Consider the following 25,532-nt stretch of genomic DNA (forward strand, 5'->3'; position numbering starts at 1 on the left):
CACATCAATAAAAAGAGACACGCACATACATGACCAGCGCAGCAGATTTGCACCGGCTTTCCTATGACCAGCTTGCCCCGGCGTTAGACGAGCAATTTATCGCCACTACCTTAAAAGATCCGAGCGCTCTACATGCCACTTTTATCGGTCAGGAGCGCGCCAAAGAAGCCCTGGAATTTGGCTTAGGCATTCAGGCCAGTGGATATAATCTGTATGTCATGGGCGAGCCGGCTACCGGGCGCTTTTCACTGGTTAAGCATTATCTGGAACGTGAAGCCGCGCGGCTCAGTGCACCGGCTGACTGGTGTTATGTGGCCAATTTGGAAGATGAGCGCGAGCCGCTGTTACTGCGCCTGCCGGCTGGCCAGGCCGGCTTGTTCCATAAAGCCATGCAGCGGCTGGTGGACGATGTGGTGGCGACGTTCCCGGCGGCCTTTGATAACCCCGGTTATCAGCGTAAAAAAGCAGCCATCAGTCGCGAGTATGAACAGCGCTACGATCGGGCCATTGCCAGTGTGGAGCGCTTTGCCAATGCCAACCATGTGGCGATGCAGGAAAATCAGGGCAGTATTTCATTTGCCCCCACCGAGGCCAGCGAGGTCATCACCGAGGCGCAGTTTAGCCAGTGGCCGGATGATCAGCGTGATGCTTATTTTGCACTGGTGGATGAGCTGGAAAACCGCTTAAGCGAAAGCCTGATCAGCTTGCCGGTTTGGCGGCGAGAAAATGCCGAAAAATTACGTCAGCTTAACCGGGATACCGCCCAGGCCGGCGTAAAACCGCTGGTGAAAGCCTTGTTACATGACTATGCCGATCATTTGGGTATTGTGAAATACCTGCGCCAGCTGCGCGATCATTTGCCCGATACGGTGGTCTCTATCTGGCTGGATGAACAAAAAGAAGACAAAGAAGATGACAGCGAGCAGCGTGCGTATTTAGAAGAGCTGTATCTGCCCAATGTGCTGGTCAGCCACCAGTTTGATGCCAGTGCGCCCATTGTGTATGAGCCTAATCCCAGCTACCAGAATCTGTATGGCCGCATTGAATACAACAATATCCAAGGCAGTGTGTACACGGACTATCGGATGATCCGTCCCGGTGCGCTGCATCGGGCCAACGGCGGCTATCTGCTACTGGATGTGGACCAGCTAATTGATCAGCCCTATGTGTGGGACACCCTTAAACTGGCTATTAAATCCGAGCGCTTAAAAATGGCGTTGCCCCAGCAGGAAGTTGGCCTGGTCAATGCCATGATGCCGGATCCGCAACCCATGCCGCTGGATGTCAAAGTCATCTTATTAGGCTCGCGGGATCTGTATTACACCTTGCAGGATTACGATGATGAATTTGACGAGCTGTTTCGGGTACTGGTGGACTTTGATTTAGAAATCCCGATGCAGCCCCAGGCGTTATACAACTTTATCGGCCGGGTACATCAGCATGCGCTGGAGCAGGGGCTGGCGGGGATCGAGGCGGATGCCATGGTCCGTTTGGTGCAGCATTCGTTGCGCATGGCCGAACACCAAAGTAAGTTGTCGGCGCATGTGGCTGATGTGCTGGAGCTGGTTAATGAAGCCATTTATTTTTGCCGCCAGGCTGATGCGCAAACCCTGGCCGCAAGGCATATTGAGGTTGCCCTGCAGGCCAAAAAACGGCGCACCGGCCGGGCCAGTCAAACCTTATTGGACGATATCAAAGAAGGCCATGTGCTGATTGAAACCAGCGGCCAGGCGGTAGGTAAGGTCAATGGCCTGACCGTGCTGGAAATTGGCGATACGGTGTTTGGTACGCCGGCGCGTATCACCTCTACCGTGTATGCCGGGGCCAATGGCGTGGTGGATATTGAGCGAGAGGTGGAGCTGGGCCAGCCGATCCACTCCAAAGGGGTGATGCTGTTAACCGGCTATCTGGGTAACAAATATGCGCAGCATTTTCCGCTGACCTTGTCGGCTAACATCGCGTTGGAACAATCTTACGGTCACATCGACGGCGACAGTGCATCGCTGGGTGAACTGGTCGCACTGATTTCTGCGCTTACGGAAATACCGGCGCTGCAAAGTCTGGCGGTAACCGGCTCTATTAACCAATACGGCGAAGTGCAGGCAGTAGGTGGCGTAAATGAAAAAATCGAAGGCTTTTTTGATCTGTGCCAGCACCGCGGCCTGACCGGTGACCAGGGCGTGATCATTCCCTATTCTAACCAGGTTAACCTGGTGCTGGATAAGGTAGTGATCGATGCTGTACAGCGTGGTCAGTTTCATATCTATCCGGTTAAAACCGTGGACGATGCGCTGGCGTTACTGATGCAGCGCGAGGCCGGGCTGATCAACAGCAAAGGGCGCTACCCTAAACAGTCGATCAACTACCTGGCCGTAAACCGCCTGTATACTATCTCGCTGATTGTCAGCGGCGCCGACGAATAAGCGGTAACCCGCTCAATTCTTAGCTCATAAAAAATGAGCCCACAAAAAAGCCCGGCAAGTGCCGGGCTTTTGATCATTTAACACACGTTGAATCACTTAGGCGGCATACGCAGACCACCGTCTAAGCGCACGGTTTCGCCATTTAAATAACTGTTAGCCGCCATATGTGTCACCAAACCAGCAAACTCTTCCGGCAGACCCAGACGCTTGGGGAAGGGCACATTGGCTGAAAGTGCATCCTGGACTTTTTCCGGCATGGCCAGCAACAACGGAGTGCCCATCACCCCAGGTGCAATGGTATTGACCCGAATGCCCAGTGGGGCCAAATCTCTGGCCATGGGCAGGGTCAGCGCAATGATGCCGCCTTTACTGGCAGCATAGGCAGTCTGGCCAATCTGACCTTCGTAGCCGGCAATGGAGGCTGTGTTTACAATCAGCCCGCGTTCACCGTCATCGTTTAACAGTGCCTGGGTGGCCATGGCCTGAGCGGCGAGTCGCGCCACATTAAAGGTGCCTACCAGATTGATATCGATGGTGTGTTGAAATTTATCCAGCGGGGCAGCCTGGCCTTCTTTATCCAGCGTGCGGCCGGCCGGTGCCACGCCAGCGCAATTAACGCACAACTGAAGGCCGCCAAAGCGTTGCTGAATTTGCTCGATGGCCGTTTGCACCTGACTGGCATCGCGCACATCCACTTTATAAAACGCACTGTGGTCAGCGCCAAGCTCTTCAACCCGCTGTGCGCCCACTTCTTCGTTAATGTCCAGCAATGCGACATTGGCGCCGGCATTGCGCAAGGCTACCGCGGTGGCGTGCCCCAAACCGGAACAGCCGCCGGTGACCAAAGCAGTGATACTGTCTAATTGCATATGGTGTATTCCATTTCGCTAAATGTGAATAGGAATACTACTGTGTTACACAAAAAATAACTACGCTGCTACAGCCTGTTAACAGATTTGAGCCAATTATTTTGGCAACTGAATTTTACGTTCTTCGGTAGGACGGTATAACACCAGCATGTGGCCAATAACCTGAACCTTTATCGCGTCAGTTTCACGCACAATCGCGTCAACAATCAAAGATTTTTCTTCGCGATCATCGGTGGGGATCTTAACTTTAATTAATTCGTGATGGCTTAGCGCATTGTCGATTTCTGCAACCACGCCTTCAGTCAGGCCATTACCGCCAAGCTGTACTACGGGTTTTAAAGAATGAGCCAGTCCCTTTAGGAACTGTTTTTGTTTATTGGAAAGTTTCATTATGTGGATTTCTTTAATTAATTAGCGGTTATAACTTGAAAAGCCGTATTCTAACGCCATCTTGACCACATTCCCAATCACAATGTGCGTCAGTGCGAAAAAAGCGGCTGTGAATGACATCAAGGGCTGATTTCAGGCAAAATTTTAGCTGGCTGCACTGATTGATGTGCAGGTTGAACAGAATAGTTAAAACTCTCGTAGTTAATGTGTTATTCCGCATCGAGCAAAATTCTTAATTTCAGGCGGTGTGAGGTGCATGTTACCGGTAATAGCACTGCTTAATACAACGTTCAGGACATGGTGTCGGTTTGGCACTGTGGTTAACACCCGAAACCCTGTCAGTAGGATGGGGGCGTTCGCGGGGGCCTATCTGGTGGCTAGTGGCTATAAAGTATAGTAGTCTTACAGATAGCGAGATAAGGAACGATTTTCGTCCGGATCTGCAGCAGGCAGTTTCACTGGGTTACCAGGCGGCTGTTTAGGTAAAATCTGCACCGGTTTTTTTTAGAGGTTAGTAGCATTGAGCGATATGGCAAAAAATTTAATTTTATGGTTAGTCATCGCTGTGGTTTTGATGTCGGTTTTTCAGAGTTTTTCTCCGAGTGAATCGACACGAGCACAGACGGATTACACAACCTTTTTGAAAGAAGCAAACCAGGGCAACATTCGGGAAGTCCGCATTGACAGCGAATCGCGTGAGATTCGTGGTACCAAGCGGTCGGGTGAAACCTTTGTTACCTATATTCCATATTATGACGATAAGCTGATCTCTGATCTGGCGTCTAAAGACATTCGCATTTATGGCGAACCTACTGAAGAACCGTCGATTTTAACATCGATCTTTATCTCCTGGTTCCCAATGCTGCTGTTGATTGCGGTGTGGATCTTCTTCATGCGACAAATGCAGGGTGGCGGTGGCCGCGGTGCGATGTCGTTTGGTAAGAGCAAGGCCCGCCTGCTGGGTGAAGACCAGGTGAAAACCACCTTTGCCGACGTGGCCGGTTGCGACGAAGCCAAAGAAGATGTATCTGAGCTGGTAGATTTCTTACGCGACCCTTCTAAGTTCCAGAAACTGGGCGGTAAGATCCCCACCGGTGTGCTGATGGTTGGCCCGCCGGGAACCGGTAAAACATTGCTGGCCAAAGCTATTGCTGGCGAAGCCAAGGTGCCGTTTTTCACTATTTCGGGCTCTGACTTTGTCGAAATGTTTGTGGGTGTGGGTGCCTCACGGGTTCGTGACATGTTCGAACAGGCAAAAAAATCCGCTCCGTGTATCATCTTCATCGATGAGATCGATGCAGTGGGTCGCCAGCGTGGCGCCGGCTTAGGCGGTGGTCATGATGAGCGTGAGCAAACCCTGAACCAGATGCTGGTGGAAATGGATGGCTTTGAAGGTCATGAAGGTATCATCGTGATTGCTGCCACCAACCGTCCTGACGTACTTGATCCAGCGTTACTGCGTCCCGGACGTTTTGACCGCCAGGTGGTAGTAGGCCTGCCAGATATTCGTGGTCGTGAGCAAATTATCAAGGTGCATGCGCGTAAAGTGCCGGTGGCGGATAATGTGGATGCGGCGGTGATTGCCCGTGGTACGCCTGGTTTCTCGGGTGCCGATTTGGCCAACCTGGTCAACGAAGCAGCCTTGTTTGCCGCACGTGCTAACAAGCGTTTGGTGTCGATGGAAGAGTTCGATAAAGCTAAAGATAAGATCATGATGGGCGCAGAACGTAAGTCGATGGTAATGTCGGAAGACGAAAAAGCCATGACTGCCTATCACGAAGCAGGTCACGCCATTGTCGGTCGACTGGTGCCAGAGCACGACCCTGTGTACAAGGTATCGATTATTCCACGTGGCCGTGCGTTGGGTGTCACCATGTATCTGCCTGAAAAAGATCGCGTGAGTCACTCCAAGCAGCATCTTGAGAGCATGATTTCGAGCCTGTTTGGTGGCCGGATTGCTGAACAAATCATCTACGGTGATGACAAGGTAACCACAGGGGCGTCTAATGATATTGAGCGGGCGACTGAAATTGCCCGTAAGATGGTAACCCAGTGGGGTCTGTCTTCTAAAATGGGACCTATGTTGTATGCCGAAGATGAAGGGGAAGTGTTCCTAGGCAAGTCGATGTCGAAGGCGTCAAGCATGTCAGATGATACGGCACGTGCTATCGATGCCGAAATCAAGGCAATTATCGACAGCAACTATGATCGTGCGAAGAAAATTTTGGAAGACAATACTGACATCCTGCATACCATGAAAGATGCGTTGATGAAGTATGAAACCATTGATGCCAAACAGATTGATGATCTGATGGCTCGCCGCGATGTGCGTGCACCGGCTGATTGGGATGATCACAACCCAAGAGACGGCGATAAGCCCAGCGGCGGCAAGCCCGCCCGGGAAGGGGAAATCACCGATGACGGGGTCGACAAACCGTCTGTGGGTAAGCCCGGCGATTTACCCGGCTAACACCAACAAAACGCCAGCTTTGCTGGCGTTTTTTGTATCTGCGTCGATCCGCCCAGCGGTGTATGCAGTATGTTATTTGCAGTTAATAATAATGATGTTATGAAGTTTAATCAGCACACACTTGCATTGACCAAGCCGCGGGTGATGGGGATCCTCAATGTCACCCCAGACTCTTTTTCTGACGGCGGTCGTCATCACCAACTCCAGGATGCCATCGATCAGGCTGCAGCCATGCTGCAGGCTGGTGCGTGTTTTATTGATGTGGGTGGTGAATCGACTCGGCCAGGCGCGCCACCGGTCAGTGTAGATGAAGAACTGAACCGCGTGATGCCGGTGGTAGAAGCCCTGGCTGCCCGTTTTGATACTATTATTTCAGTGGATACCAGTAAGCCTGAGGTGATGCGCCAGAGTGTGGCTGCCGGCGCCGGTCTAATTAACGATGTGCGCGCCCTGACCCTACCGGGCGCACTGGAAACCGCAGCCGAATGCCAGGTGCCGGTCTGCCTGATGCATATGCAGGGGCAGCCGGCCTCGATGCAGCAGGCGCCCCAATATACCGATGTGGTGGCTGAAGTACGTCAGTACCTGGCGCAGCGCGTGGACACCTGCGAAGCAGCGGGTATCGGGCGTGAGCAGATCATTCTGGACCCCGGATTTGGCTTTGGCAAAACCCTGGCGCATAATTACCAGCTTTTGGCCGGGCTTAAAAAGTTGATGGCCGATGGCCTGCCGTTATTGGTGGGCATGTCCCGCAAGTCCATGGTGGGGCAGGTACTTAATAATCATGTGTCGCAGCGTTTGGCGGGCAGTCTAGCGCTGGCTACCCTGGCGGCACACGCGGGCGCGAAAATCATTCGCGTGCACGATGTAGAACAGACAGTGGACGTGGTGCGGATTGTACAGGCGTTCCACGAACACAATGCTCAAGGAGAAGTATAAAATGGCAGAACGCAAATATTTCGGAACCGATGGGATCCGCGGCAAGGTGGGCGAAAACCCGATTAACCCGGAATTTGTCACTAAGCTGGGCTGGGCTGCCGGTAAGGTTCTGGCTGGTCGCGGCACCAATAAAGTATTAATTGGTAAAGATACCCGCATCTCCGGCTATATGCTTGAATCCGCATTGGAAGCCGGGCTGTCGGCCGCCGGCATTAACATTGGGTTATTGGGCCCGATGCCCACGCCAGCCATTGCCTATCTGACCCGCACCTTCCGCTCAGAAGCCGGTATCGTGATTAGCGCCTCACATAATCCTTATTATGACAACGGCATCAAATTTTTCTCGGCTGACGGGTTTAAGCTCGACGATGATATTGAAATTGCCATTGAAAAAATGATGGACCAGCCGATGGAGTGTGTCGCTTCTAACAAGCTGGGTAAAGCCATGCGGGTCACTGATGCTGCCGGCCGCTACATCGAATTTTGTAAAGGCACTTTCCCGTCAGATCTGTCTTTGAGTGGACTAAAGATTGTGGTGGATTGTGCCCACGGTGCAACCTATCACATTGCACCCAATGTATTATCTGAACTGGGCGCTGAAGTCATTGAGCTGGGCACCGATCCTGACGGGTTGAACATCAATGATAAAGTGGGGGCCACCTCGATGCAGGCCACCCGCAATGCAGTGCTCGAGCATCAGGCTGATCTGGGTTTTGCCTTAGACGGTGATGGCGACCGCATCATGATGGTGGACCACAAAGGCAACATTTTAGATGGCGACCAGATCTTGTATATCGTGGCCCGAGACGCTTTAAAATGCGGCCGTCTCAATGGCGGCGGCGTGGTGGGTACCCTGATGACCAATCTGGGGCTGGAAAATGCGCTGACCAAGCTGGGCATTCCGTTTGCCCGCAGTAAGGTGGGCGATCGCTATGTGATGGAATTATTGCAGCAAAAAGGCTGGGCCATTGGCGGCGAAAGCTCCGGGCATGTGTTGAATCTCAACCTGGCCTCCACCGGCGATGGGATCGTGGCCGGTTTACAGGTTCTGACCTCCATGCTGCGTGCTAACATGAACCTGCATGATTTAAGCAAAGGATTTGAAAAGTATCCGCAGCAACTGATTAATGTGCGCTACACCCCGGGAGCCGATAATCCTATCGACTCCGCCCAAGTGCTGGATGCCAAACAAACCGCCGAGCAAGCGTTGGGGGATACCGGCCGGGTATTGTTAAGAAAAAGTGGCACTGAACCCCTGATCCGTGTCATGGTAGAAGCGCAAAATGATAGCGACGCCAAGCAGTGGGCAGAAAAGATTGCCGACGTTGTGCGTGAAGTGGCCAATTAATTGAATTGCGTTAGTTAATTGATATTTATACTTGTATAATCGGGCGGGAGTCGGTACTATCACGCCCGCTTTTAAGACAGGGTAAGGTCTAAGCATATGAATACAAGAACCCCGATGGTAGCCGGCAATTGGAAGATGAACGGCGACCGAACGTTGGTCGAGCAGATGACCAATAAGCTCAACCAACAGGCGTTTGATCAGGTAGATGTGGTGGTATGCCCACCAACAGGCTATTTGACTATGTTCAATGCACAATCCTTTGCGCTGGGTGGCCAGGATGCCAGTCATCTGGAAAATGGTGCACATACCGGTGATACGTCGGTGGCAATGCTGAAAGAGCTGGGTGCCCGCTATGTGATTATCGGTCACTCTGAACGTCGCCAGGATCACAAAGAAACTAATGTGTTGGTGGCGCAGAAAGTAGCGCGGGTATTGGCTGCAGGCCTGACACCCATTTTTTGTGTGGGTGAAGCCTTATCAGTGCGTCAGCAGGGCGAGCAAAATAAGTTTGTTGGCAGCCAGTTAGGCGCGTTGTTCGGTGAATTAAGTGCCGCCCAGGTAGCCCAGTGCGTAATAGCATATGAACCTATCTGGGCCATAGGCACCGGCGAGACCGCCAGCCCGGAGCAGGCGCAGGATGTACACCGCTTTATTCGCGGTTACCTGGCCGAACACGATGCTGAAATGGCGCAAAAAGTGCGTATTTTATATGGCGGTAGTGTAAAGGCTGACAATGCAGAAGCGTTGTTTGCCCAGCCCGATATTGACGGTGGCCTGATTGGTGGGGCCAGCCTGAAAGTTGATGATTTTATAGCAATTTGCCAAGCGGCAATTTGACGAGGAAGTTATGGTATACGAAGTGCTTTTGGTAGCATACCTGGTAGTAGCGCTGGTGCTGGTTGGATTCATTCTTATCCAGCAGGGTAAGGGAGCAGACATGGGTGCCTCTTTTGGTGCCGGTGGTTCTAATACCGTGTTTGGTTCCTCCGGCTCGGGCAATTTCATGACCCGTACCACGGCGATTTTGGCCACTTTGTTTTTCCTGGTATCACTGGTGCTGGGTAATCTGAGTGCTAACCGGGAACAAGCCGGTTCTGAGTGGAACAACTTAGAAGCACCAGTGGAACAACAGGTGCCAGCTGCCACTCAGGAAGATGATATTCCAGCCGGTGATAACGGTTCTGGTTCGGATACCCCAGATTAATAAATTCGCGGAAGTGGTGGAATTGGTAGACACGCCATCTTGAGGGGGTGGTGACTTCGGTCGTGCGGGTTCAAGTCCCGCTTTCCGCACCAAATTGAAAACCGGCCTGTTGGCCGGTTTTTTTGTGTCTGTAATTCTTACAGCAATTTAACCAATAGCAGGCAGGTTTTTTCTCATTAGCCTGGCATTTGCTAATTCAAGTTTTGTAACTCACTGAATTTAAAGTTCAAAAATAACGGTGCACAGACTCATGCGAAGTTATGTTGTGGCAGAAACCTTGCAACAGACTTAAATAATATTGCATCAATACCATTTAAGCCAATAACGCAAGAGGACCGCAACATGGATATTCTTCGAATTTTACTCTCAATACTTCTGCCTCCGCTGGGTGTGTTTTTACAGGTGGGCATCGGTGTACAGTTCTGGATTAATGTCGTGCTCACGCTGCTGGGTTATATCCCCGGTATCATTCATGCAGTGTACATTATCGCCACGCGCTAAATCGCGCCGCAGGCTGCTTTCCCGGATGACTTTCATACCGGGAACAGCCCGCGACCTGTTCGCCTTCATTTGTTGCTTTTCTGCCGTTAGCGGCTGCATACTCAGTGCGGGCTAAACCCGCTCTTCATCAACATTGTTTTCCCGCGCTAGCCCGTCATCAACCCCAGGCTATCTTTTGATCATTTGAACGGCACAAATGCCTGGCTGACAGTGTGCTTATCTTGTTCGCTAATGGGGCTGTCTAAAATCATCACATAGGTTGAGGTTGCATGCTCTTTAAGCAGCGCGTGAAAGGACTCAGGCAGATGTTTGTACAGGGTATGGAGGCACTGCAAAATGTGCAGTGCGATGTCCACGTGGGTGCGGCCAGCCTGACGAATTTGATTAAAGGCGGTATCAATCACGCCGCTTAGGGTAAAGGTTCGACGCTTCAACCACACTTCGTTATTTTTATTCACCACACAGGGAGCGGGAAATTCCCGGTTCGCCATGTGCAGGCAACTCGCCGTCAAGCGGTCCAGACAGGAAATCGCAGTGACTGGATCATTGATGCCTGGAGAGAGCGCCCGTAAGGCCAGCTCTACCATCTGGCCAATGGCAAACTCGGGGTCTTGTACCGGGGTGCGGCGATTGCCCAGAATGAACCAGTCTAATAAAGAAGCATAGAATTCCGGAGGCCGGTTGTAACGGGAATGAACTATAAGCACCGTGGCATGGGGAAACACGTGGTCCCCGGAACGTGCGCGTACTTCAAAGCCTTCCAGACCGTCGAATTCAGCACTAAGTAACTTTGTATAATTAATCGACTGCACATACCCACTCGTGCGCAGGGGCACCTCGATTTGATAGTGTGAAGGCTCCAGCAAGGCCTCAGGTACCGGTTGTTCGCGGGGGTTACTTTCCGGGCGCGGCAGAAGCTGATCAATATTATTCATCAAGTCCATATAACAACGATAGATCACCTCGTCGGCCTGGATAAAGCGACCGATATGATGGATAAAAAAGATGATGGCAAAAATGTCAGCCGTGGCCAGCAGGGCAGAAATAGCACTGAGTAATGACAATGCGTCTTTGTTTTCACTAATGCTGCTTAGATGGTGCAGTGCGATCAGGCAAAAAATAAAAGTGGAAACCAACAAGCCCAGTACCAATTGGGTGCCTTTATCCAGCATAAATGTGCGCAACAAACGAGGGCCGAATTGCGACGAGGCCATGGTCAGCGCAACGATGGTCATGGAAAAAGCAATACTGGTGGCAGTGATAATGGACGTGGCGATGGTCGCCAGAATTTGTTGCGCGCCGCCTTGAGTCACTAACGGAACAAATTGCAGCAGCGGACCCGGTAGAGAAGGGCGTTTAACCAGCCATAAGCATAAAAAGCACAGGAGGGCAGAAGCAACAATCATACACACCGGAATAAACCAGTAGCTGGTTGTTACTCCTTCCCACCAGGTGCGAGCCCGAAACGTTAATTCGGGAAACCGATGCCTGGCATGCATCTATTTTCGTGTACCTCCGCGAACGACCGAGGCGATCAATGAGATCACCAGCAGAATAACAAATCCATAGAATAAAAATTGCGCGATGGTGGTGGCTGTACCGGCCGCACCGCCAAAACCAAAGATTGCGGCAATTACTGCGATAATTAAAAATATCAGTGCCCATTTTAACATGACATTCTCCTCACTGTTGTTTTCCAGCCTTAGTGTTTGGCTAGCTCATTTTCCATTTCCTGCCGGTATTCACCGGCGAGTGTGGTTTTGGCAGATTCGTCAAGAACCTTGCCGGCGACCTGAAAAAACTCTTGTTCTTCATCTGCAAGATGATGCTCTACTTTTTCTTGCAGACTCTTAAGGTGGTTTAGCCAGGCCGGTGAGCTCATATCGGTTTCTTCCAGTGTTTCAATGAGCTCATCAATTTCGTGATGTTCTGCGATGCCATGTCGGGACATCTCGATAGTACGGTCAGATTCCATCAACTTGGAGTAAAAATAACGTTCTTCAGCGACTGCGTGACTTTCCAGTTGCTCTTTAAGCTGGTCAAAATATTCGCGCCGGGCGGGGGTGTCGCCACTGGTCTCGGCAAGGATTTTAAGTAAGTCGCGTTGCTTATCATGATCTTCACGCAGCTCTTCAAAAATTTTCATTACCTGCTCCTGTCTGGATTACATAAAGACTAAAATGCTAGATTTATTCCAATCACGCAGGGTCGATAAAAAAGCGGATTTTTCAGTAGGTTATGAAATAAAACGCCATTCTGCGGAGCAGAACGGCGCAAGCAACTAAGAAGTTCTTACACAAAAGCGGGCGAAATCTGCTAGATACCCTGCGCCACCATGGCGTCAGCTAACCGGCGGAAGCCAGCGATATTGGCGCCTTTCGCATAGTTGATACGGCCATCCCCCCGGCCTTCTTCCACACATTGCTGATGAATGCTCTGCATGATTTCTTCCAGGGTTTCATCAATTTGCTCGTAGGAGCCGCGCCGAAAACTGGCGTTTTGCGACATTTCCAGGCCGGAAATGGCTACGCCGCCAGCGTTTGACGCTTTGCCTGGTACAAACACAACCTGATTGCGGTCAAATTCTTGGTGTGCGCCATCGGTACATGGCATGTTGGCACCTTCCAGCACATAGCGGACTTTGTTATTGACCAGTGTCTTGGCGGCGTCCTGATCCAACTCATTTTGCGTGGCACAGGGCAGGGCCACATCCATCTTGATGTGCCACGGAGTTTTGCCATCATGCCAGTCAGCATCAATATTGCTAGCCAGGGCGCTAAGCACATTTTTTTCTTTGGGTTTGTTATCCATCGCCCACTGTATGTCCTCTTCGCTCAAACCCTTTTCGCATACCAGGCAGCCGCGGCTATTGGATAAGGTCACTACCTTGCCGCCATGCTCAGTAGCTTTAAGCGCCGCATGCAACGCTACATTGCCGGCTCCGGAGACCCCGATACGTAAACCCTCGATACTTTCATGATGCTGTTTGAGCACAGCCTGCAACATGTAAATCAGGCCAAAGCCGGTAGCTTCGGTACGTACATGGCTGCCGCCAAAGCTTAAATCCTTGCCGGTCAGCACGCCACCAAAGCGGTTATTGATTCGCCGGTATTCGCCGTACAAAAAGCCGATTTCACGCGAGCCAACGTTGATATCGCCAGCCGGGACATCAGTATTGGGGCCAATATGGCGTTGCAATTCGCGCATAAAAGCCTGACAAAAGCGCATGATATCCTGTTCCGGGCGTCCCTTAGGGTTGAAGTTAGCGCCGCCTTTGGCTCCGCCGATGGGCAGTCCGGTCAATGCATTTTTAAAGCACTGTTCAAACGCTAAAAATTTTAAAATGGATTCATTGACGGTAGGGTGAAAGCGCAAGCCGCCTTTGTAAGGGCCAATCATGCCATTGTGCTGGACTCGCCAGCCCTGGTGAATCTCAATCTCGCCTTCGCTGTTCATCCATTGAATGGAAAAATGGATAATCCGTTCGGGCACACTCAGGCGGCGCAAAACATCATAGTGTTTATAGTCTGCATTAGCGTGGTATACATCAATCACATCCCGGGCGATATCTCGGGTGGCTTGCAGATATTCATCCTGGTGCGGATTGAGTTGGGTGATCCAGTCATTAAAGTCGTCAAAGTTTGATTGGTTGCTCATCGGTCACTTATCTTTTATGCCTACGGATACTGTGAGTACCTGCCAATCAAACACTCCGATCATCTTAATCCAGTTCACTGTAGGAAAACACCCGCAAACTGGCTGGTTTACATTCAATAGTGATAGTCTCTGCCTGCCAAATTTCGCCGTCCAGCGCATACTGTTTTTGTTGATCAAAAGTAATTCTTACCTTCTTAACCCTGCGATGCGCCAGACGCTGCGAGGATTTTTTGCTGGCAGCATCACTGAATACAAGCTCCGCCAATGATAAAAATTGTTCATCAGCATCTTCCTGAGGTTGCAGCCAGGTGATATCTAACAAGCCGTCGGTCATGTCCGGTTCATCACCCCCCTGGGCCAGCGCGGTTGTCAGAGGAGCGGCATTAGCCACTACAAAACTGGGTGTGGTAAGGGTTTGCGGTTTGTCATTATCAAACGTTACGGTAAGCTCCTGGGCCTGATTCTGACTGATGGCCTCCCATAATCCTTGCAGATAAGCAAGTTGGCCGCCGTTATCTTTTTGCTCGCGATCCGCCGATGAAATCATTTGCTGTTCAAAGCCCACAGCTGCAACCATCAACATGACTTTATCGTTACACACCGCGGTATCCATGGTAGTAGTATGATTTTCAACAATCACACTGCAGGCATGGCTAATGGGCACCAGGCGTGAATAAAATCCATGGATCACCTGACTCAGGGCATTGGCTGTGCCCAGCGGCACAACCCCTAGCGTCACATCGCGGCCGATACAGGCATGAGCCGCTTCTGAGATGGTGCCATCCCCACCACAGGCCACAATAATTTTCGCCCCATTGTCGATGGCCTTTTGCGCCAGCACGGTACCATTTTGTTGCTCAGTGGTTTCATACACCGCCACTTTAAAATAAGGATTCAGCTGCGCCAGGATGTCATCTTTTTCATCCTGCCATTTACCGCCCCCGGCCACCGGATTGGCAATCACCGCCAGCGTACGGGTCAGATTCAGACGCCCGCCTTGTTTGACTTTTTTCAACGAACGCAATTGGTGCTTATTCAGTCGCGCCGTAGAGCGTACCGACTGAATCTTATTCATGGCGTCCATAACCGATAGAGTGTCGTCACGCGCTAACAAATAAGCTGCCATGGTCAGTACTGAACGGCCGCGGCCCAACGCACAGTGCACCACCACCTTGCGGCCGGAGGCAATTTGCTGATCGATCCAGTTAATGGCGGTGTTGAGTTGATCTTCAGTGGGACTGGTGTGGTCTAGCACCGGAATATTCAGGTAGTCCAAATCCTGCTGGTAAGCGGTCCAGTCCAGCCCGTCGAACTCTGCGGTAACATCCAGAATGGCGTTGACCCCGTTGGCTTTGAGTTCCTTCACATCTTTACCAAACAGGCGGCAGGCTAAAAACAGGTGGTCATCGATTTGCTGGATGGCCGGCACTTTGTCATGTTTGCGAGCATAGTGATTGTACGCACCGGTACCGATTAAAAATGGAATGAACAGCCAGCGCACATAGATGGGTATGCTGCCATCTTCTCGCTTGCGAAACATCGACGGGTAGTTGCACAGATAGGCCAACGACACCGCTCCCAATGAAAAGGCAATCCAGCCAAACAGTAAGGTGGCAATCAGGGTCGGCACCCACACCGCCAGTAGTAGCGCAATGACCATGCCCAACAAATAATACTTCACCATTTTCACCGGAACAGATCCTCCTTTTGCGGATGGGGCAACTTGTTATGAACCGCTTGCAGCTCGCTGCGTAACAAAATCACGGTGTTATCAAAAAGATAACGCATGATCCGAAAATTGGTTCAATTTTAGGTGTATACCGGCCTGGCTATGGGGTAACCGGTATTGGGCAACACAGAGTCATTGTTTGCCAACCAATATGATGCACCTGATTACAAAAGGTTAATGCAGAAATTTTGCCATGAATGCCACAACGCTGACAAAAATTGCAAACTTTGTCTGGTTTCAGTCGATCTGGGCACTGGCCATCTTCACCCAATATCGCTTCTGGTACGTCATCGGCGGTTTGTTAATTCTTTTCTATATTTTATCCAATCAGCGTCTGCGCGACCTGGCCTGCATGGGCGCCATTATGGTGCTGGGAACACTGATTGACAGTGTTCTGACAATGGTCTCAATTTTTGTATTTACCGGGCCCACCTTTTTTGTACCCATCCCCCTGTGGTTGGTCGCACTGTGGGGCGCTTTTGCCCTGACATTGTCCTACAGTCTGAATTATTTACAGCATCGCTATGCTATTTGTGCTGCACTTGGCGCAGTATTTGGGCCCATTAGTTATTGGGCGGGTGAGCGATTTAATGCAGTAGAGTTTGACTATAGCCTGGCGCTGACCCTAGGCGTGCTGGCCGCAGTGTGGGCGGTAACTTTTCCGCTTTGTGTCTGGATATGCAAGCAGACAGAGCAACATTTTTCTTTCAATTCAGCAGCAACAGCAAAGGAGCGAACATGACACCCATTGTATTTGTAACCGGGGGTAACCGGGGCATTGGCCTGGAGATTGTACGAGGTTATGCCAAAGCAGGCTGTAAAGTGTTAATGGGTAGCCGCGATGAAGAAGCCGCCGAAGAGGTCAAAGAGGATATTGTCGGCGCCGACATTCAGGTGATAGAAATTGATTTATCCAGCGAGCAAAGTGCTATAGATGAAATCGTTCGGGCCGAAGCGGTATACGGACGAATCGATGTGCTGGTCAACAACGCCGGCGTAATGGATGACGCCAAATGGGATGAACTGGATATCAGTAAGCTGAAACGTTCGATGCAGGTTCATGTCAACAGCCCACTTGCCCTTATTCAGCAAGTCCTGCCAAATATGCTGGAGCGTAATTATGGCCGGATCGTGAATGTGTCATCCGGCTGGGGCTCATTTGCCGAAGGTATGGAAGGGCCGCTGGCCTACGCTGTCAGTAAGGCCGCACTTAACGCCATGACCCTAAACCTGGCCAATCAGATTGACCCGGACAAAAATGTCAAAATAAATGCGATGTGCCCGGGCTGGGTGCACACCCGTATGGGCGGGCGAGATGCACCGCGCTCTCCGGAAAAGGGGGCCGAAACAGCAATTTGGTTGGGCCAACTGGAAGAAGACGGGCCCAGCGGGCAGTTCTTTCGGGACAAAAAACAAATCGACTGGTAAACCAATGAAAGGTTGGCCGCTGGCCAACCTTTTTCTTATGATGCCGCTTCAACCACTTTGCGACTTTTTCGGTCCAGCACGTCACTGACTGTTTTTACTGACTGGTTTTTTTTCAGGTTAACCACGATGGCAAACTGCTTGCGCCGAATAGCGTGGCGTACGGTGTCGATAATTTCACTGCGGTCCGGACGCAGACTCACCAGCCCGGCGATAAACAGCCCGACAAAGATGCCGGGGCTGATCATGGCGATATAGGTGAACAAAGGATTGTTACGGGTAAGCGCGGGGCCGAAATTCACCAGCAACCAGCCTACCAGCATACCGATGACCAGACCCAGTGCTCCTAACAGCAGATGGGCATGCCACATATGCCTACCCAGTTTTTGGCTATCGCCTTCCAGTTTTTCACTAAAGTGAGCATCGTTAGGATCAATGAGAGTAACCTGCGCGCGGCTGATTTCGGTGGCCTCTTCCAGCTCGGCCAGGCTGTCGCGGGCTTGTTGCTCGTTATCAAACACTGCAGCGATTTGAGTATGTTGTGAACTTAACACTGCAGCGCGCATTTCTTCCAATGTGGAATCTTGACTCATAACAACTACCTGATGTTGTTCCGCCATACAACCCGGGCGGAAAATAACCAAATAAATAAATAAACAAACCATAACAAATAACCAAGAAACATGCCGCTCATGCCCGATGTTTTTTTGCTGTGCCAGCACAGACTTAGCTACCGCCTGGCCGCTGGGCGCTGCTTCACTGCGCAACATTTGCCCGTCATGTGCAATATTTTCCAGTCTGCCTATACTCAGCCAACCGCGTAGTCAGGCGAAGTTCCCCGCGCTACCACGGACAGAGTTAGGTATGACACTGGCTGACCTCTCATTCAAAAATGGTAGGCCTGACTGGCAAAACAATTGCAACTTTGTTTTCAAATAAAGATGCGCTGGTAACAAATCAGGCGCTTAAACCCCGGAGGCCCGGCATGACCACATCACTGGCCATCATTCACTCCAGTTGCACAGAGAGTACACATTCACTTACCCACGCTCTAGAACAGGGGATCAGTGGCGGGCAAGGCAACGCTACGGTATTTAGCGCCCGTGACGCCGTAGCGCAGGTAAACCAATTGCACCTTTTTGACGGTTTGATATTTCAGCCTGGCGTTGCCCGGTTTGATTCAAAGTGTGAATTTACTGCGCTGATGCAAGCCAGTGGGCCATGTCGTGAACAAGGCTTATGGCGCGACAAGGTAGCGGCTGTTCTTGGCGACCCTGCGCTGTCACAGCCGCAGCAGCTGTCTTGTCTGCTGGAATTATCGTTATTCTGCGCTTCCCATCATATGATTTGGGTCGCCGATGAAATGACCGGGCGGTCAGTACCCGTGCAGGCAGCCAGCGGCGATGATTGGGGGCTCTCTGCCAGCACCGCATCCGATGCATCGGCCTACCTGTTCGGGCAGCGCGTGGCGGGGGTTACCAAAATGTGGCAACACGCATAAGGAGCAGGCATGAGTGCAGCGGAGCTAGGGATCCGACGCAAAAAATTTGGTAAAGGGTTTGCGTATTACTATGCCAGTGGCCGCAAAGTAAACGCTCAGCGGGTTTTGAAGCGTATTGACAGGCTAGTGATCCCGCCCAATTGGCAGGATGTGCAGATTGCCTCAGAACCCTCAGCCGATTTACAGGTGACCGGTTACGACCAAAAAAATCGCAAACAGTATATATATCACCCGGACTGGCACAAGCGCCAGCAAGCGGCGAAATTTAGCCGGCTGGCCGAATTTGGACAGGTATTACCTGACTTTCGCCAGGCCTGTTGGCAATGGGTGGATCAACCTGACTGGCAAATTGATAAAACCCTGGCGCTGGTGTGCCTGTTACTTGACCACACCGGCTTACGTATTGGCAATCGCCAATACACCCAGCAAAATCAAACCTATGGCCTGACCACCCTGCGCCGTAAGCACGTGCAACAGGCCGATAGTCAGGTCAGTCTGTCGTTTGTGGGTAAACACAACAAACCGCGGCAGGTAGATATCGAAGATCCTGAGCTGGCTGACCTGGTCTCGCAAAGTGCTCAAGAGCGTGGCTATGCCTTGTTTCGTTATGAAGATGAGCGTGGTCGCTGGCACGACGTGGATTCTGATGATGTAAACCAGTTTATTCATCAGCATCTCGGTGAGCAGTATTCGTGCAAGGATTTTCGTACCTGGGGTGCCAGCCGCTTCGCGCTGTTGTCGCTGCCGGACATCGAACAACAAATTTTGCAAAATCAGCGCCGTAGCTGGCCAGCGACCCTGACTAAACACGTCGCTAAGATGTTGGGCAACACGCCCACGGTGTGCCGCCAGTATTATTTGCATCCGCATTTGTTTCGCCTGGTGGAAAGCGAGCAGCACCGCCAGCCTATGATAGAGCAAATGAATCAAATTTTGGCCAATGTCAGGATCGCCGATGAATCCATTAGCCAGACTGAGCAGATATTAGGTCAGATAATCGCCGAAAAAGCTGGCTAAAATATAATTCAATTGAAATGAATATAAATCCGCTTTGAATGGAAAAATAGGCGGTCATTTCACACTCTGTTAACAATAAAGTGCTTAACAATTAGCGCTATGAAAAGCTTTAAAATCACGCATATGCCTTAACAAGCTTGAGGTTTTAAATGTTAACAGAGGGTTCAATAATCATTTGCGTTGAAGTGGCTGTTTCAGGCAGTCATCCCACCTTACGCATTTGCAATCCTCACTTTTTCACTGATATAGTTAGAACTCAAATTAAAGGGTGACGCTTGAAAAATACTAATTCAGCGTCATACATGATTAACGAATGAAGGAGTCATCGACCGAATATGCCGATTGAAAGCTACATTTCACTGGCGATTTATTTTCTTGCCATGCTGGGTATCGGGCTATTTGCTTACCGCGAATCTACCAGCGATATTTCGGGCTACATTCTGGGCGGACGTGCCGTGAGTCCCCAGGTAACCGCATTATCAGCCGGCGCATCTGACATGAGTGGCTGGATGCTAATGGGGTTGCCTGGTGCAATGTTCGTAACCGGGTTTGATGCTATGTACATTGCAATCGGCTTGTTGGCTGGTGCACTGGCAAACTATCTGCTGGTAGCGCCAAAATTGCGTGTGTACACCGAGGTGGCTGATGATTCGCTAACCGTGCCGGAATTTTTCGCCAAGCGGTTCGGCCAGGCCAGCTCCAGTATTCGCATTGTGTCGGCAGTTATCATTGTGCTGTTTTTCACCTTGTATACGTCGGCGGGATTGGTTGCCGGCGGCAAGTTATTTGAAAGTGCCTTTGATGTGCAATATGGCTGGGGCTTGATTATTACCTTAGGCGTGGTGGTGTCTTACACCTTGCTGGGCGGTTTTTTGGCAGTCAGCATGACCGACTTTGTGCAGGGCTGCATTATGTTTGTGGCACTGGTACTAGTACCGTTTGTGGCTTTTACCGAGTTTGACAGTGCTGCTCAGATGAGCGCCGCAGCCGGCGAGTCTGTACCCGGGCTGGTGGAATCCTGGCAGGCCATGACAGCGGTAGGGATTATATCAAGTTTAGCCTGGGGCCTGGGTTACTTTGGTCAGCCGCACATTATTGTGCGCTTTATGGCAATTCGTTCGGTCAAGGCGGTTAGCACTGCGCGCAATATCGGCATGTCGTGGATGCTGGTAACCATTATTGGTGCGCTAGGTACCGGCTTTGTCGGGATTGCCTATGCCAATCAGTTTGGCTTGCAGGTGGATGACCCGGAAACTATTTTTATTTTATTTTCACAACTGCTATTTCACCCGCTAATCAGTGGTTTTTTAATGGCAGCTATCTTAGCCGCTATTATGAGTACCATTTCTTCCCAGCTGCTGGTCTCAGCTAGCTCGCTGACCGAAGATATTTATCGGGTGGTCACCTCTAAAGAGGTGGATGAGAAAAAAACTGTCACTATTGGCCGAATTGGTGTAGCCGGAGTGGCTCTGGTGGCGCTGCTGCTGTCGATGGATTCGTCAAATACCATCTTGTCGCTGGTGAGCAATGCCTGGGCAGGATTTGGGGCGGCGTTTGGTCCATTGGTGCTGTTTTGTCTGTATAAGAAAGACCTGACGCAAAAGGCGGCGCTGTGGGGCATTATTTCCGGCGCAGCAACAGTCTTGTTCTGGATTTATGCCCCTGTATTAGCAGACGGTAACACGCTAAGTAGTGTTATTTATGAAATCGTCCCCGGCTTTATCGTCAGTACACTGACGCTGTGGGTGATATCAGCACTGGACCATGCGCCAAGCGAAAATGTGCAGAAGATGTTTACGCAGGCCAGTCAGGAATTAGCAGAACAACAGTCTTAAGGTGATTGAAGCTATGAATCGTGCAAATTGGAAACGCATTGTAATTAAAGTAGGAAGTGCCCTGATTGCGCCAAATCAGCAAGGTTGCAGCAGCCATTACTTACTGAGCATCGCGCAGTTTATTGTTAAATGTCGGGCAGAAGGGATCCAGGTGATACTGGTATCTTCAGGCTCCGTGGCTGCTGGCTCACACATGTTTCCAAATCAAGAAACGTCTGACATTGCAGTTAAAAAAGCAATGGCAGCGGCGGGGCAGACCGAAATGATTTCAACCTGGGATAAACTGTTCGACTTTCCGTCGGCCCAGGTGCTGCTGACTCACGCCGATCTGCGTGACCGCGAACGTTATGTCAGTGTTCGCGAAACGCTGTTTTCATTGTTGGACAATAATATTTTGCCCATTGTAAATGAAAACGACACTGTCACTACCGACAAACTGAAGGTAGGTGACAATGACAATCTGTCTGCCATGGTAGCCGCCGCCGGCGATGCCGATGCATTAATTATCTGTTCAGATATCGACGGGTTGTATGACAAAAATCCCCATGAAAATGACGATGCAAAACTGCTCTCATGGGTTGAAAACATTGATGAAAGTATCTATGCCATGGCCGGCGGCGCTGTCAAAGGCGGGGTGGGTACCGGTGGTATGCGCACCAAAATTGAGGCAGCCGAAAAAGCGGTTTCCCATGGTATAGACACCTTCATCATCAACGGCTTTACCGAGCTGTCGTTTAATATGTTGCTGGACGGTAAAAATCCGGGGACCCACTTCCAGGCGTACGAAGTACCGATGGAAGAAAATGTGCACTGGATGCGACATACATCCAATGCGCAGGGTGAAGTCATTGTGGAGAGCAACTTTGCTGCCTCCCTGGAAGACAATACCGATGAGTTAACCAGTAGTGAGATTGTAGATGTTAAAGGCGAATTTTCTGTCGGCGATACCATTTTGGTGCGTAAAGATGACGGCACCAAGCTGGTAAAAGCCAGATCCAATTACAGCAGTTGTCTGCTGAACTTTATCGCCAAGCAGGATAGCGAAGAATTCGCTACCGAGTTTGAAGAAAAAACCGGTCCTATCATCTCGAATCAACACTTAGCAAATTTGGAGAAGGAATGAGTTTAATTACCCAACTTGCGCATGACGCGAAACACGCTGCTACCCGATTGGCAGTGCTTGATACCGCCAAAAAAAACGAAGTATTAAAAGATATGGCGGCGGCCATTCGCAATAACAAAGACCACATCAAGTCGGTAAATGAAAAAGAAGTTGCACGGGCGAAAGAAAATAACTTAGATGCAGCGTTGCTGGACCGTTTGGTTCTGGATGACGACCGCATTGAAGATATGGCCAAAGGGATCGAGGTCATTATTGACCTGGATGACCCAGCCGGTCAGACTCGGGATATCGGCACCCGTCCTAATGGCATTAAGATTCAAAAGATGCGCATCCCGTTAGGCGTCGTTTGCATGATTTATGAGGCGCGTCCTAATGTAACAGCCGATGCTGGTGCATTATGCTTTAAGTCTGGTAACGCGGTTATTCTGCGTGGTGGTAAAGAAGCGCTGGATAGCAGCCTGGCTATCGCAGGCCTGCTGCAGGATGTGCTGGAAAAACATGATTTGCCAAAAGCACTGATTACGGTAGTGCCTAATCCGGACCGTGAACTGATGCAAGAGTTGATGGAACAGCGCGATTATATTGATGTGATTATCCCTCGCGGTGGTGAAGGGTTGATCAATTATGTAACCGAAAATTCCAAGGTACCGGTTATTCAGCACTTCAAAGGTGTGTGTCATTTGTATGTAGACAAAGATGCCGATTTGGACCAGGCGCTGGATATTTTGTTAAACGGCAAAACTCAACGTACCGGCGTATGTAATGCGTTGGAAGGGCTGGTGGTACACAAAGCGGTTGCTGATGACTTTTTACCCCGTGTGGCCAAAGCATTTGCTGAACACGGTGTGACAGTGCATGTAAACAAAGCGGGTAGCCAATACTTTGATAATGCCGATGTGATTGGTGACGATGAGTTTGGTACCGAATATCTGGGTCTGGAAATTGCCATTCGGGTAGTTGACGACTTTGATGCGGCGCTGGGCCACATTGCTGAATTCGGCAGTAACCATACTGAAGTGATTTGCACCAAAAACATGGATACTGCCAAGATGTTCCAACTGGCAGTTGATGCGTCTGTGGTGATGGTCAACGCGTCATCGCGCTTTTCTGACGGCAGTCAGCTGGGTCTGGGCGCCGAGATTGGTATCGCCACCACTAAGCTACATGCCTACGGGCCTATGGGCTTAGAGTCTCTGACCACTGAAAAATATCTGGTGCATGGCGAAGGTCAAATAAGAAATTAATCCTGCGGGATTGTTACCCTTCACCGCATTCGTCATAATAGACACCGGGCTGAAAAGCCCGGTGTTTTTTTATGCGCATCAGAATGTTATCGATGCAACCAGGGAGATCGCTAGTGCAGTACACCGTTGATGTTTTTTGGCAGCAGCTGACCACCTTTGCCTCTGACAATAAAATTGTCACTTCGGCAATCATTGTCATCCTGTTTTTGCTGTTGCAACGCGGCGTACTGAAGCTAATTCGCCTGCGCAGTCGGCGCAAGGGCGAAGATCGTCGGCATACCTTGAATCTGCTGGAGCAAGTCAGCAACGGCATTTTGTTTATCTTGTTGATCCTGGTGTGGGGCTCAGAAATCCAAAGCCTGGCTATTTCCATCGCCGCGTTTATGGTGGCCATTGTGATTGCCATGCGCGAATTTATTCAGTGCTTCTTGGGCTTTATTTATTATCTGGGCGCCAAACCCTTCCGGGTAGGTGACTGGGTGCAAATGAATAAGGTGGTGGGCGAAGTGGTGGAAATGGATTGGGCTAAAACTGCCTTGTTGGAAATCGACGAGGAAACCCATGATTACACCGGTAAGCATGTGTATGTGCCTAATAGCCACCTGGTTACTCAGATGGTTAAAAACCTGAACTTTTTACGCCGGTATAAACTGCACACCTTTTCGATTACCAATGATGCCAAGCTGAACCCGTATAGCCTGCTGCCTTCTTTTATTGCCCGGGCCCGCGCCCATTGTGAGTTTTACCGCGATGTGGCCGAACGGTATAAAAGTCTGATTGAGCGCCATATGGAAGTAGAATTTATTCAGATTGACCCAACTATTGGTATCGAGACCAATGAATACGGCCATATCGTGGTGTCGGTGGCGCTGTTTTGCCCCACCGATGAAGCCCATGATCTGCAGCAAAAAATTTCGGCTGACTGGATGAACCTGTGGCATCGTGCCCTGGCCGAGCAGGATGCATCGGCCGACAAACCAGCGGTCAGCTAAGCGGTAATCTGCCAGTCTCGGCGGTGGGTAAAATGGCTACTTAAAAACACCATCTGGTCGGCCAGAATACGCCGGTTCATTAAATAAAATCGCTCATACACGTTGGGCCTGAAGGGCACCGCTAATAATGGCATTCCGGCTTCTTCCGGCGTGCGCGCGCCTTTGGCATGATTGCAGCGCTGGCAGGCAGTAGCCACATTGGTCCAGCTGTCCTGGCCACCGCGCGAGCGCGGTAAAATGTGATCCCGAGTTAGCTGGCGCGGCGTAAATGTCTGGCCACAATACAAACACAGGCAATTATCGCGGCGGAACAAATAGCGGTTGGTCAGGGCGATCTTGCCAGACAAATCCGTTACCTTGCCATCACAGGCAATGATCGATGCCAGCCGCAGCCGGCTCTGCACCCCCAGACAATTTATTCCCCCATGCAACACTCGACTGTCTTCACCCAGCTCGAATAAAATTTTATTTTGGCAGTAGAGCCGCGCCGCCTGCTCGGGGTGGATCCATTCCTGGGGCATGCCGGCTTTGTTTAAGCGTAGTACTAGCATCCGTTAACTCCCATCATCGCCTACTATTAGCATACGTCGAAATACGCCATAGTGATGAAAATATCAGCAAAAAGGCAGTTTTTTTACCAATTTATCAGCTGCTGAAGCGGCAACGGGCGGTGGCGAGAAAATATCACAGATGTTTGCTTGGCATTTTTGCCACCCGTTGGTAGGGTAACTGCCATTTAGGGGGGCGGCGAGCCGCCGTGAGACGTAAAAGCGGCCACCGCCTCAGATAATTATTTCGCGCTAATGGTATTGCTATCATTTCAAAGCTATACTATGCGCCGCGTTGAAAAGCGAAAAATTTAGCT

24 protein-coding genes and 1 tRNA gene are annotated in these 25,532 nt (G+C 50.6%); 16 read left to right on the forward strand and 9 right to left on the reverse strand.

Annotated features, from left to right (window positions below):
- The first annotated feature begins 29 nt into the window (after positions 1-29).
- Positions 30-2,423 (forward strand): Lon protease family protein, encoded by a 2,394-nt coding sequence (locus tag ACTUJZ_RS02230; RefSeq protein ID WP_463634630.1) that lies wholly within the window; start codon positions 30-32, stop codon positions 2,421-2,423.
- Positions 2,424-2,515: 92 nt separating this feature from the next.
- Here ACTUJZ_RS02230 and ACTUJZ_RS02235 read toward each other — a convergent pair whose 3' ends face one another.
- Positions 2,516-3,292: an SDR family oxidoreductase gene (locus tag ACTUJZ_RS02235; RefSeq protein ID WP_463634631.1), complete on the reverse strand. Its 777-nt coding sequence runs from the start codon at positions 3,290-3,292 to the stop codon at positions 2,516-2,518.
- 96 nt (positions 3,293-3,388) lie between these two features.
- Positions 3,389-3,682 carry a ribosome assembly RNA-binding protein YhbY gene (yhbY, locus tag ACTUJZ_RS02240; protein ID WP_463634632.1) on the reverse strand — a complete coding sequence of 98 codons (294 nt, stop codon included), beginning with the start codon at positions 3,680-3,682 and terminating at the stop codon, positions 3,389-3,391.
- Between the two features lie 520 nt (positions 3,683-4,202).
- Between yhbY and ftsH the strand changes: the two genes are divergently transcribed.
- From ftsH to ACTUJZ_RS02275, 7 genes are all read left to right on the forward strand, one after another.
- Positions 4,203-6,152, forward strand: coding sequence for an ATP-dependent zinc metalloprotease FtsH (gene ftsH, locus ACTUJZ_RS02245; RefSeq protein WP_463634633.1), 1,950 nt, complete (start codon positions 4,203-4,205; stop codon positions 6,150-6,152).
- Positions 6,153-6,251: 99 nt separating this feature from the next.
- Positions 6,252-7,091, forward strand: coding sequence for a dihydropteroate synthase (gene folP / locus ACTUJZ_RS02250; RefSeq protein ID WP_463634634.1), 840 nt, complete (start codon positions 6,252-6,254; stop codon positions 7,089-7,091).
- Between the two features lies 1 nt (position 7,092).
- Positions 7,093-8,439 (forward strand): phosphoglucosamine mutase, encoded by a 1,347-nt coding sequence (glmM, locus tag ACTUJZ_RS02255; protein ID WP_463634635.1) that lies wholly within the window; start codon positions 7,093-7,095, stop codon positions 8,437-8,439.
- Between the two features lie 96 nt (positions 8,440-8,535).
- Complete coding sequence (tpiA, locus tag ACTUJZ_RS02260; protein WP_463634636.1) at positions 8,536-9,276, forward strand: triose-phosphate isomerase; 741 nt, start codon at positions 8,536-8,538, stop codon at positions 9,274-9,276.
- A 10-nt stretch (positions 9,277-9,286) separates the two neighbouring features.
- Positions 9,287-9,643, forward strand: coding sequence for a preprotein translocase subunit SecG (gene secG / locus ACTUJZ_RS02265; protein ID WP_463634637.1), 357 nt, complete (start codon positions 9,287-9,289; stop codon positions 9,641-9,643).
- 7 nt (positions 9,644-9,650) lie between these two features.
- A tRNA-Leu gene (locus tag ACTUJZ_RS02270) sits at positions 9,651-9,735 on the forward strand.
- Between the two features lie 250 nt (positions 9,736-9,985).
- Positions 9,986-10,144, forward strand: a complete 159-nt coding sequence (locus tag ACTUJZ_RS02275) for a YqaE/Pmp3 family membrane protein (protein ID WP_463634638.1) — start codon at positions 9,986-9,988, stop codon at positions 10,142-10,144.
- A gap of 179 nt (positions 10,145-10,323) precedes the next feature.
- On the opposite strand, the gene ACTUJZ_RS02280 is transcribed toward ACTUJZ_RS02275, so the two are convergent.
- From ACTUJZ_RS02280 to ACTUJZ_RS02300, 5 genes are all read right to left on the reverse strand, one after another.
- Positions 10,324-11,643 (reverse strand): DUF2254 domain-containing protein, encoded by a 1,320-nt coding sequence (locus ACTUJZ_RS02280; protein WP_463634639.1) that lies wholly within the window; start codon positions 11,641-11,643, stop codon positions 10,324-10,326.
- On the reverse strand, positions 11,644-11,817 hold the full coding sequence (locus ACTUJZ_RS02285) for a DUF1328 domain-containing protein (protein WP_463634640.1): 174 nt from the start codon (positions 11,815-11,817) through the stop codon (positions 11,644-11,646).
- A 29-nt stretch (positions 11,818-11,846) separates the two neighbouring features.
- Positions 11,847-12,290 (reverse strand): hemerythrin domain-containing protein, encoded by a 444-nt coding sequence (locus ACTUJZ_RS02290; protein ID WP_463634641.1) that lies wholly within the window; start codon positions 12,288-12,290, stop codon positions 11,847-11,849.
- 170 nt (positions 12,291-12,460) lie between these two features.
- A complete protein-coding gene (gene gdhA, locus ACTUJZ_RS02295) occupies positions 12,461-13,801 on the reverse strand; it encodes an NADP-specific glutamate dehydrogenase (RefSeq protein WP_463634642.1) in 1,341 nt (446 codons plus the stop codon).
- Positions 13,802-13,865: 64 nt separating this feature from the next.
- Complete coding sequence (locus tag ACTUJZ_RS02300; RefSeq protein ID WP_463634643.1) at positions 13,866-15,491, reverse strand: diacylglycerol kinase family protein; 1,626 nt, start codon at positions 15,489-15,491, stop codon at positions 13,866-13,868.
- Positions 15,492-15,723: 232 nt separating this feature from the next.
- On the opposite strand from ACTUJZ_RS02300, the gene ACTUJZ_RS02305 reads away from it, so the two are divergent.
- Entirely contained in the window at positions 15,724-16,272 is a 549-nt protein-coding gene (locus tag ACTUJZ_RS02305; RefSeq protein WP_463634644.1) for a DUF2878 domain-containing protein, read from the forward strand.
- Positions 16,269-16,958, forward strand: a complete 690-nt coding sequence (locus ACTUJZ_RS02310) for an SDR family NAD(P)-dependent oxidoreductase (RefSeq protein WP_463634645.1) — start codon at positions 16,269-16,271, stop codon at positions 16,956-16,958. Before ACTUJZ_RS02305 ends, ACTUJZ_RS02310 begins: the two co-directional genes overlap by 4 nt.
- A gap of 35 nt (positions 16,959-16,993) precedes the next feature.
- On the opposite strand, the gene ACTUJZ_RS02315 is transcribed toward ACTUJZ_RS02310, so the two are convergent.
- Positions 16,994-17,548 (reverse strand): hypothetical protein, encoded by a 555-nt coding sequence (locus ACTUJZ_RS02315; protein ID WP_463634646.1) that lies wholly within the window; start codon positions 17,546-17,548, stop codon positions 16,994-16,996.
- Positions 17,549-17,940: 392 nt separating this feature from the next.
- Between ACTUJZ_RS02315 and ACTUJZ_RS02320 the strand changes: the two genes are divergently transcribed.
- The 6 genes from ACTUJZ_RS02320 (at position 17,941) to ACTUJZ_RS02345 (ending at position 24,667) form a co-directional block, all read left to right on the forward strand.
- Positions 17,941-18,456 carry a hypothetical protein gene (locus ACTUJZ_RS02320; RefSeq protein ID WP_463634647.1) on the forward strand — a complete coding sequence of 172 codons (516 nt, stop codon included), beginning with the start codon at positions 17,941-17,943 and terminating at the stop codon, positions 18,454-18,456.
- Positions 18,457-18,465: 9 nt separating this feature from the next.
- Positions 18,466-19,473 carry a DNA topoisomerase IB gene (locus tag ACTUJZ_RS02325; protein ID WP_463634648.1) on the forward strand — a complete coding sequence of 336 codons (1,008 nt, stop codon included), beginning with the start codon at positions 18,466-18,468 and terminating at the stop codon, positions 19,471-19,473.
- Positions 19,474-19,808: 335 nt separating this feature from the next.
- Positions 19,809-21,308, forward strand: a complete 1,500-nt coding sequence (gene putP, locus ACTUJZ_RS02330) for a sodium/proline symporter PutP (RefSeq protein ID WP_463634649.1) — start codon at positions 19,809-19,811, stop codon at positions 21,306-21,308.
- Between the two features lie 13 nt (positions 21,309-21,321).
- Positions 21,322-22,431: a glutamate 5-kinase gene (gene proB, locus ACTUJZ_RS02335; protein ID WP_463634650.1), complete on the forward strand. Its 1,110-nt coding sequence runs from the start codon at positions 21,322-21,324 to the stop codon at positions 22,429-22,431.
- Positions 22,428-23,675, forward strand: coding sequence for a glutamate-5-semialdehyde dehydrogenase (locus ACTUJZ_RS02340; protein ID WP_463634651.1), 1,248 nt, complete (start codon positions 22,428-22,430; stop codon positions 23,673-23,675). Before proB ends, ACTUJZ_RS02340 begins: the two co-directional genes overlap by 4 nt.
- Before the next feature lie 113 nt (positions 23,676-23,788).
- Positions 23,789-24,667, forward strand: coding sequence for a mechanosensitive ion channel family protein (locus ACTUJZ_RS02345; RefSeq protein ID WP_463634652.1), 879 nt, complete (start codon positions 23,789-23,791; stop codon positions 24,665-24,667).
- On the opposite strand, the gene ACTUJZ_RS02350 is transcribed toward ACTUJZ_RS02345, so the two are convergent.
- Positions 24,664-25,218: an HNH endonuclease gene (locus ACTUJZ_RS02350; protein WP_463634653.1), complete on the reverse strand. Its 555-nt coding sequence runs from the start codon at positions 25,216-25,218 to the stop codon at positions 24,664-24,666. The two genes, ACTUJZ_RS02345 and ACTUJZ_RS02350, sit on opposite strands and share 4 nt — an antisense overlap.
- Positions 25,219-25,532: the final 314 nt, after the last annotated feature.

Source organism: Alteromonas sp. WD8-37, assembly GCF_055326825.1.

Bases quoted from the DNA above. Each gene is read 5' to 3' on its own strand.
- ACTUJZ_RS02320 (WP_463634647.1), top strand. From the start codon at position 17,941: ATGACCACATCACTGGCCATCATTCACTCCAGTTGCACAGAGAGTACA.
- putP (WP_463634649.1), top strand. From the start codon at position 19,809: ATGCCGATTGAAAGCTACATTTCACTGGCGATTTATTTTCTTGCCATG.
- proB (WP_463634650.1), top strand. From the start codon at position 21,322: ATGAATCGTGCAAATTGGAAACGCATTGTAATTAAAGTAGGAAGTGCC.
- glmM (WP_463634635.1), top strand. From the start codon at position 7,093: ATGGCAGAACGCAAATATTTCGGAACCGATGGGATCCGCGGCAAGGTG.
- secG (WP_463634637.1), top strand. From the start codon at position 9,287: ATGGTATACGAAGTGCTTTTGGTAGCATACCTGGTAGTAGCGCTGGTG.
- ACTUJZ_RS02285 (WP_463634640.1), bottom strand. From the start codon at position 11,817: ATGTTAAAATGGGCACTGATATTTTTAATTATCGCAGTAATTGCCGCA.
- ACTUJZ_RS02340 (WP_463634651.1), top strand. From the start codon at position 22,428: ATGAGTTTAATTACCCAACTTGCGCATGACGCGAAACACGCTGCTACC.
- folP (WP_463634634.1), top strand. From the start codon at position 6,252: ATGAAGTTTAATCAGCACACACTTGCATTGACCAAGCCGCGGGTGATG.
- ACTUJZ_RS02280 (WP_463634639.1), bottom strand. From the start codon at position 11,643: ATGCATGCCAGGCATCGGTTTCCCGAATTAACGTTTCGGGCTCGCACC.
- yhbY (WP_463634632.1), bottom strand. From the start codon at position 3,682: ATGAAACTTTCCAATAAACAAAAACAGTTCCTAAAGGGACTGGCTCAT.
- ACTUJZ_RS02310 (WP_463634645.1), top strand. From the start codon at position 16,269: ATGACACCCATTGTATTTGTAACCGGGGGTAACCGGGGCATTGGCCTG.
- ACTUJZ_RS02275 (WP_463634638.1), top strand. From the start codon at position 9,986: ATGGATATTCTTCGAATTTTACTCTCAATACTTCTGCCTCCGCTGGGT.
- gdhA (WP_463634642.1), bottom strand. From the start codon at position 13,801: ATGAGCAACCAATCAAACTTTGACGACTTTAATGACTGGATCACCCAA.
- ACTUJZ_RS02235 (WP_463634631.1), bottom strand. From the start codon at position 3,292: ATGCAATTAGACAGTATCACTGCTTTGGTCACCGGCGGCTGTTCCGGT.
- ACTUJZ_RS02350 (WP_463634653.1), bottom strand. From the start codon at position 25,218: ATGCTAGTACTACGCTTAAACAAAGCCGGCATGCCCCAGGAATGGATC.
- ACTUJZ_RS02315 (WP_463634646.1), bottom strand. From the start codon at position 17,548: ATGAGTCAAGATTCCACATTGGAAGAAATGCGCGCTGCAGTGTTAAGT.
- ACTUJZ_RS02325 (WP_463634648.1), top strand. From the start codon at position 18,466: ATGAGTGCAGCGGAGCTAGGGATCCGACGCAAAAAATTTGGTAAAGGG.
- ACTUJZ_RS02305 (WP_463634644.1), top strand. From the start codon at position 15,724: ATGAATGCCACAACGCTGACAAAAATTGCAAACTTTGTCTGGTTTCAG.
- ACTUJZ_RS02230 (WP_463634630.1), top strand. From the start codon at position 30: ATGACCAGCGCAGCAGATTTGCACCGGCTTTCCTATGACCAGCTTGCC.
- ACTUJZ_RS02290 (WP_463634641.1), bottom strand. From the start codon at position 12,290: ATGAAAATTTTTGAAGAGCTGCGTGAAGATCATGATAAGCAACGCGAC.
- tpiA (WP_463634636.1), top strand. From the start codon at position 8,536: ATGAATACAAGAACCCCGATGGTAGCCGGCAATTGGAAGATGAACGGC.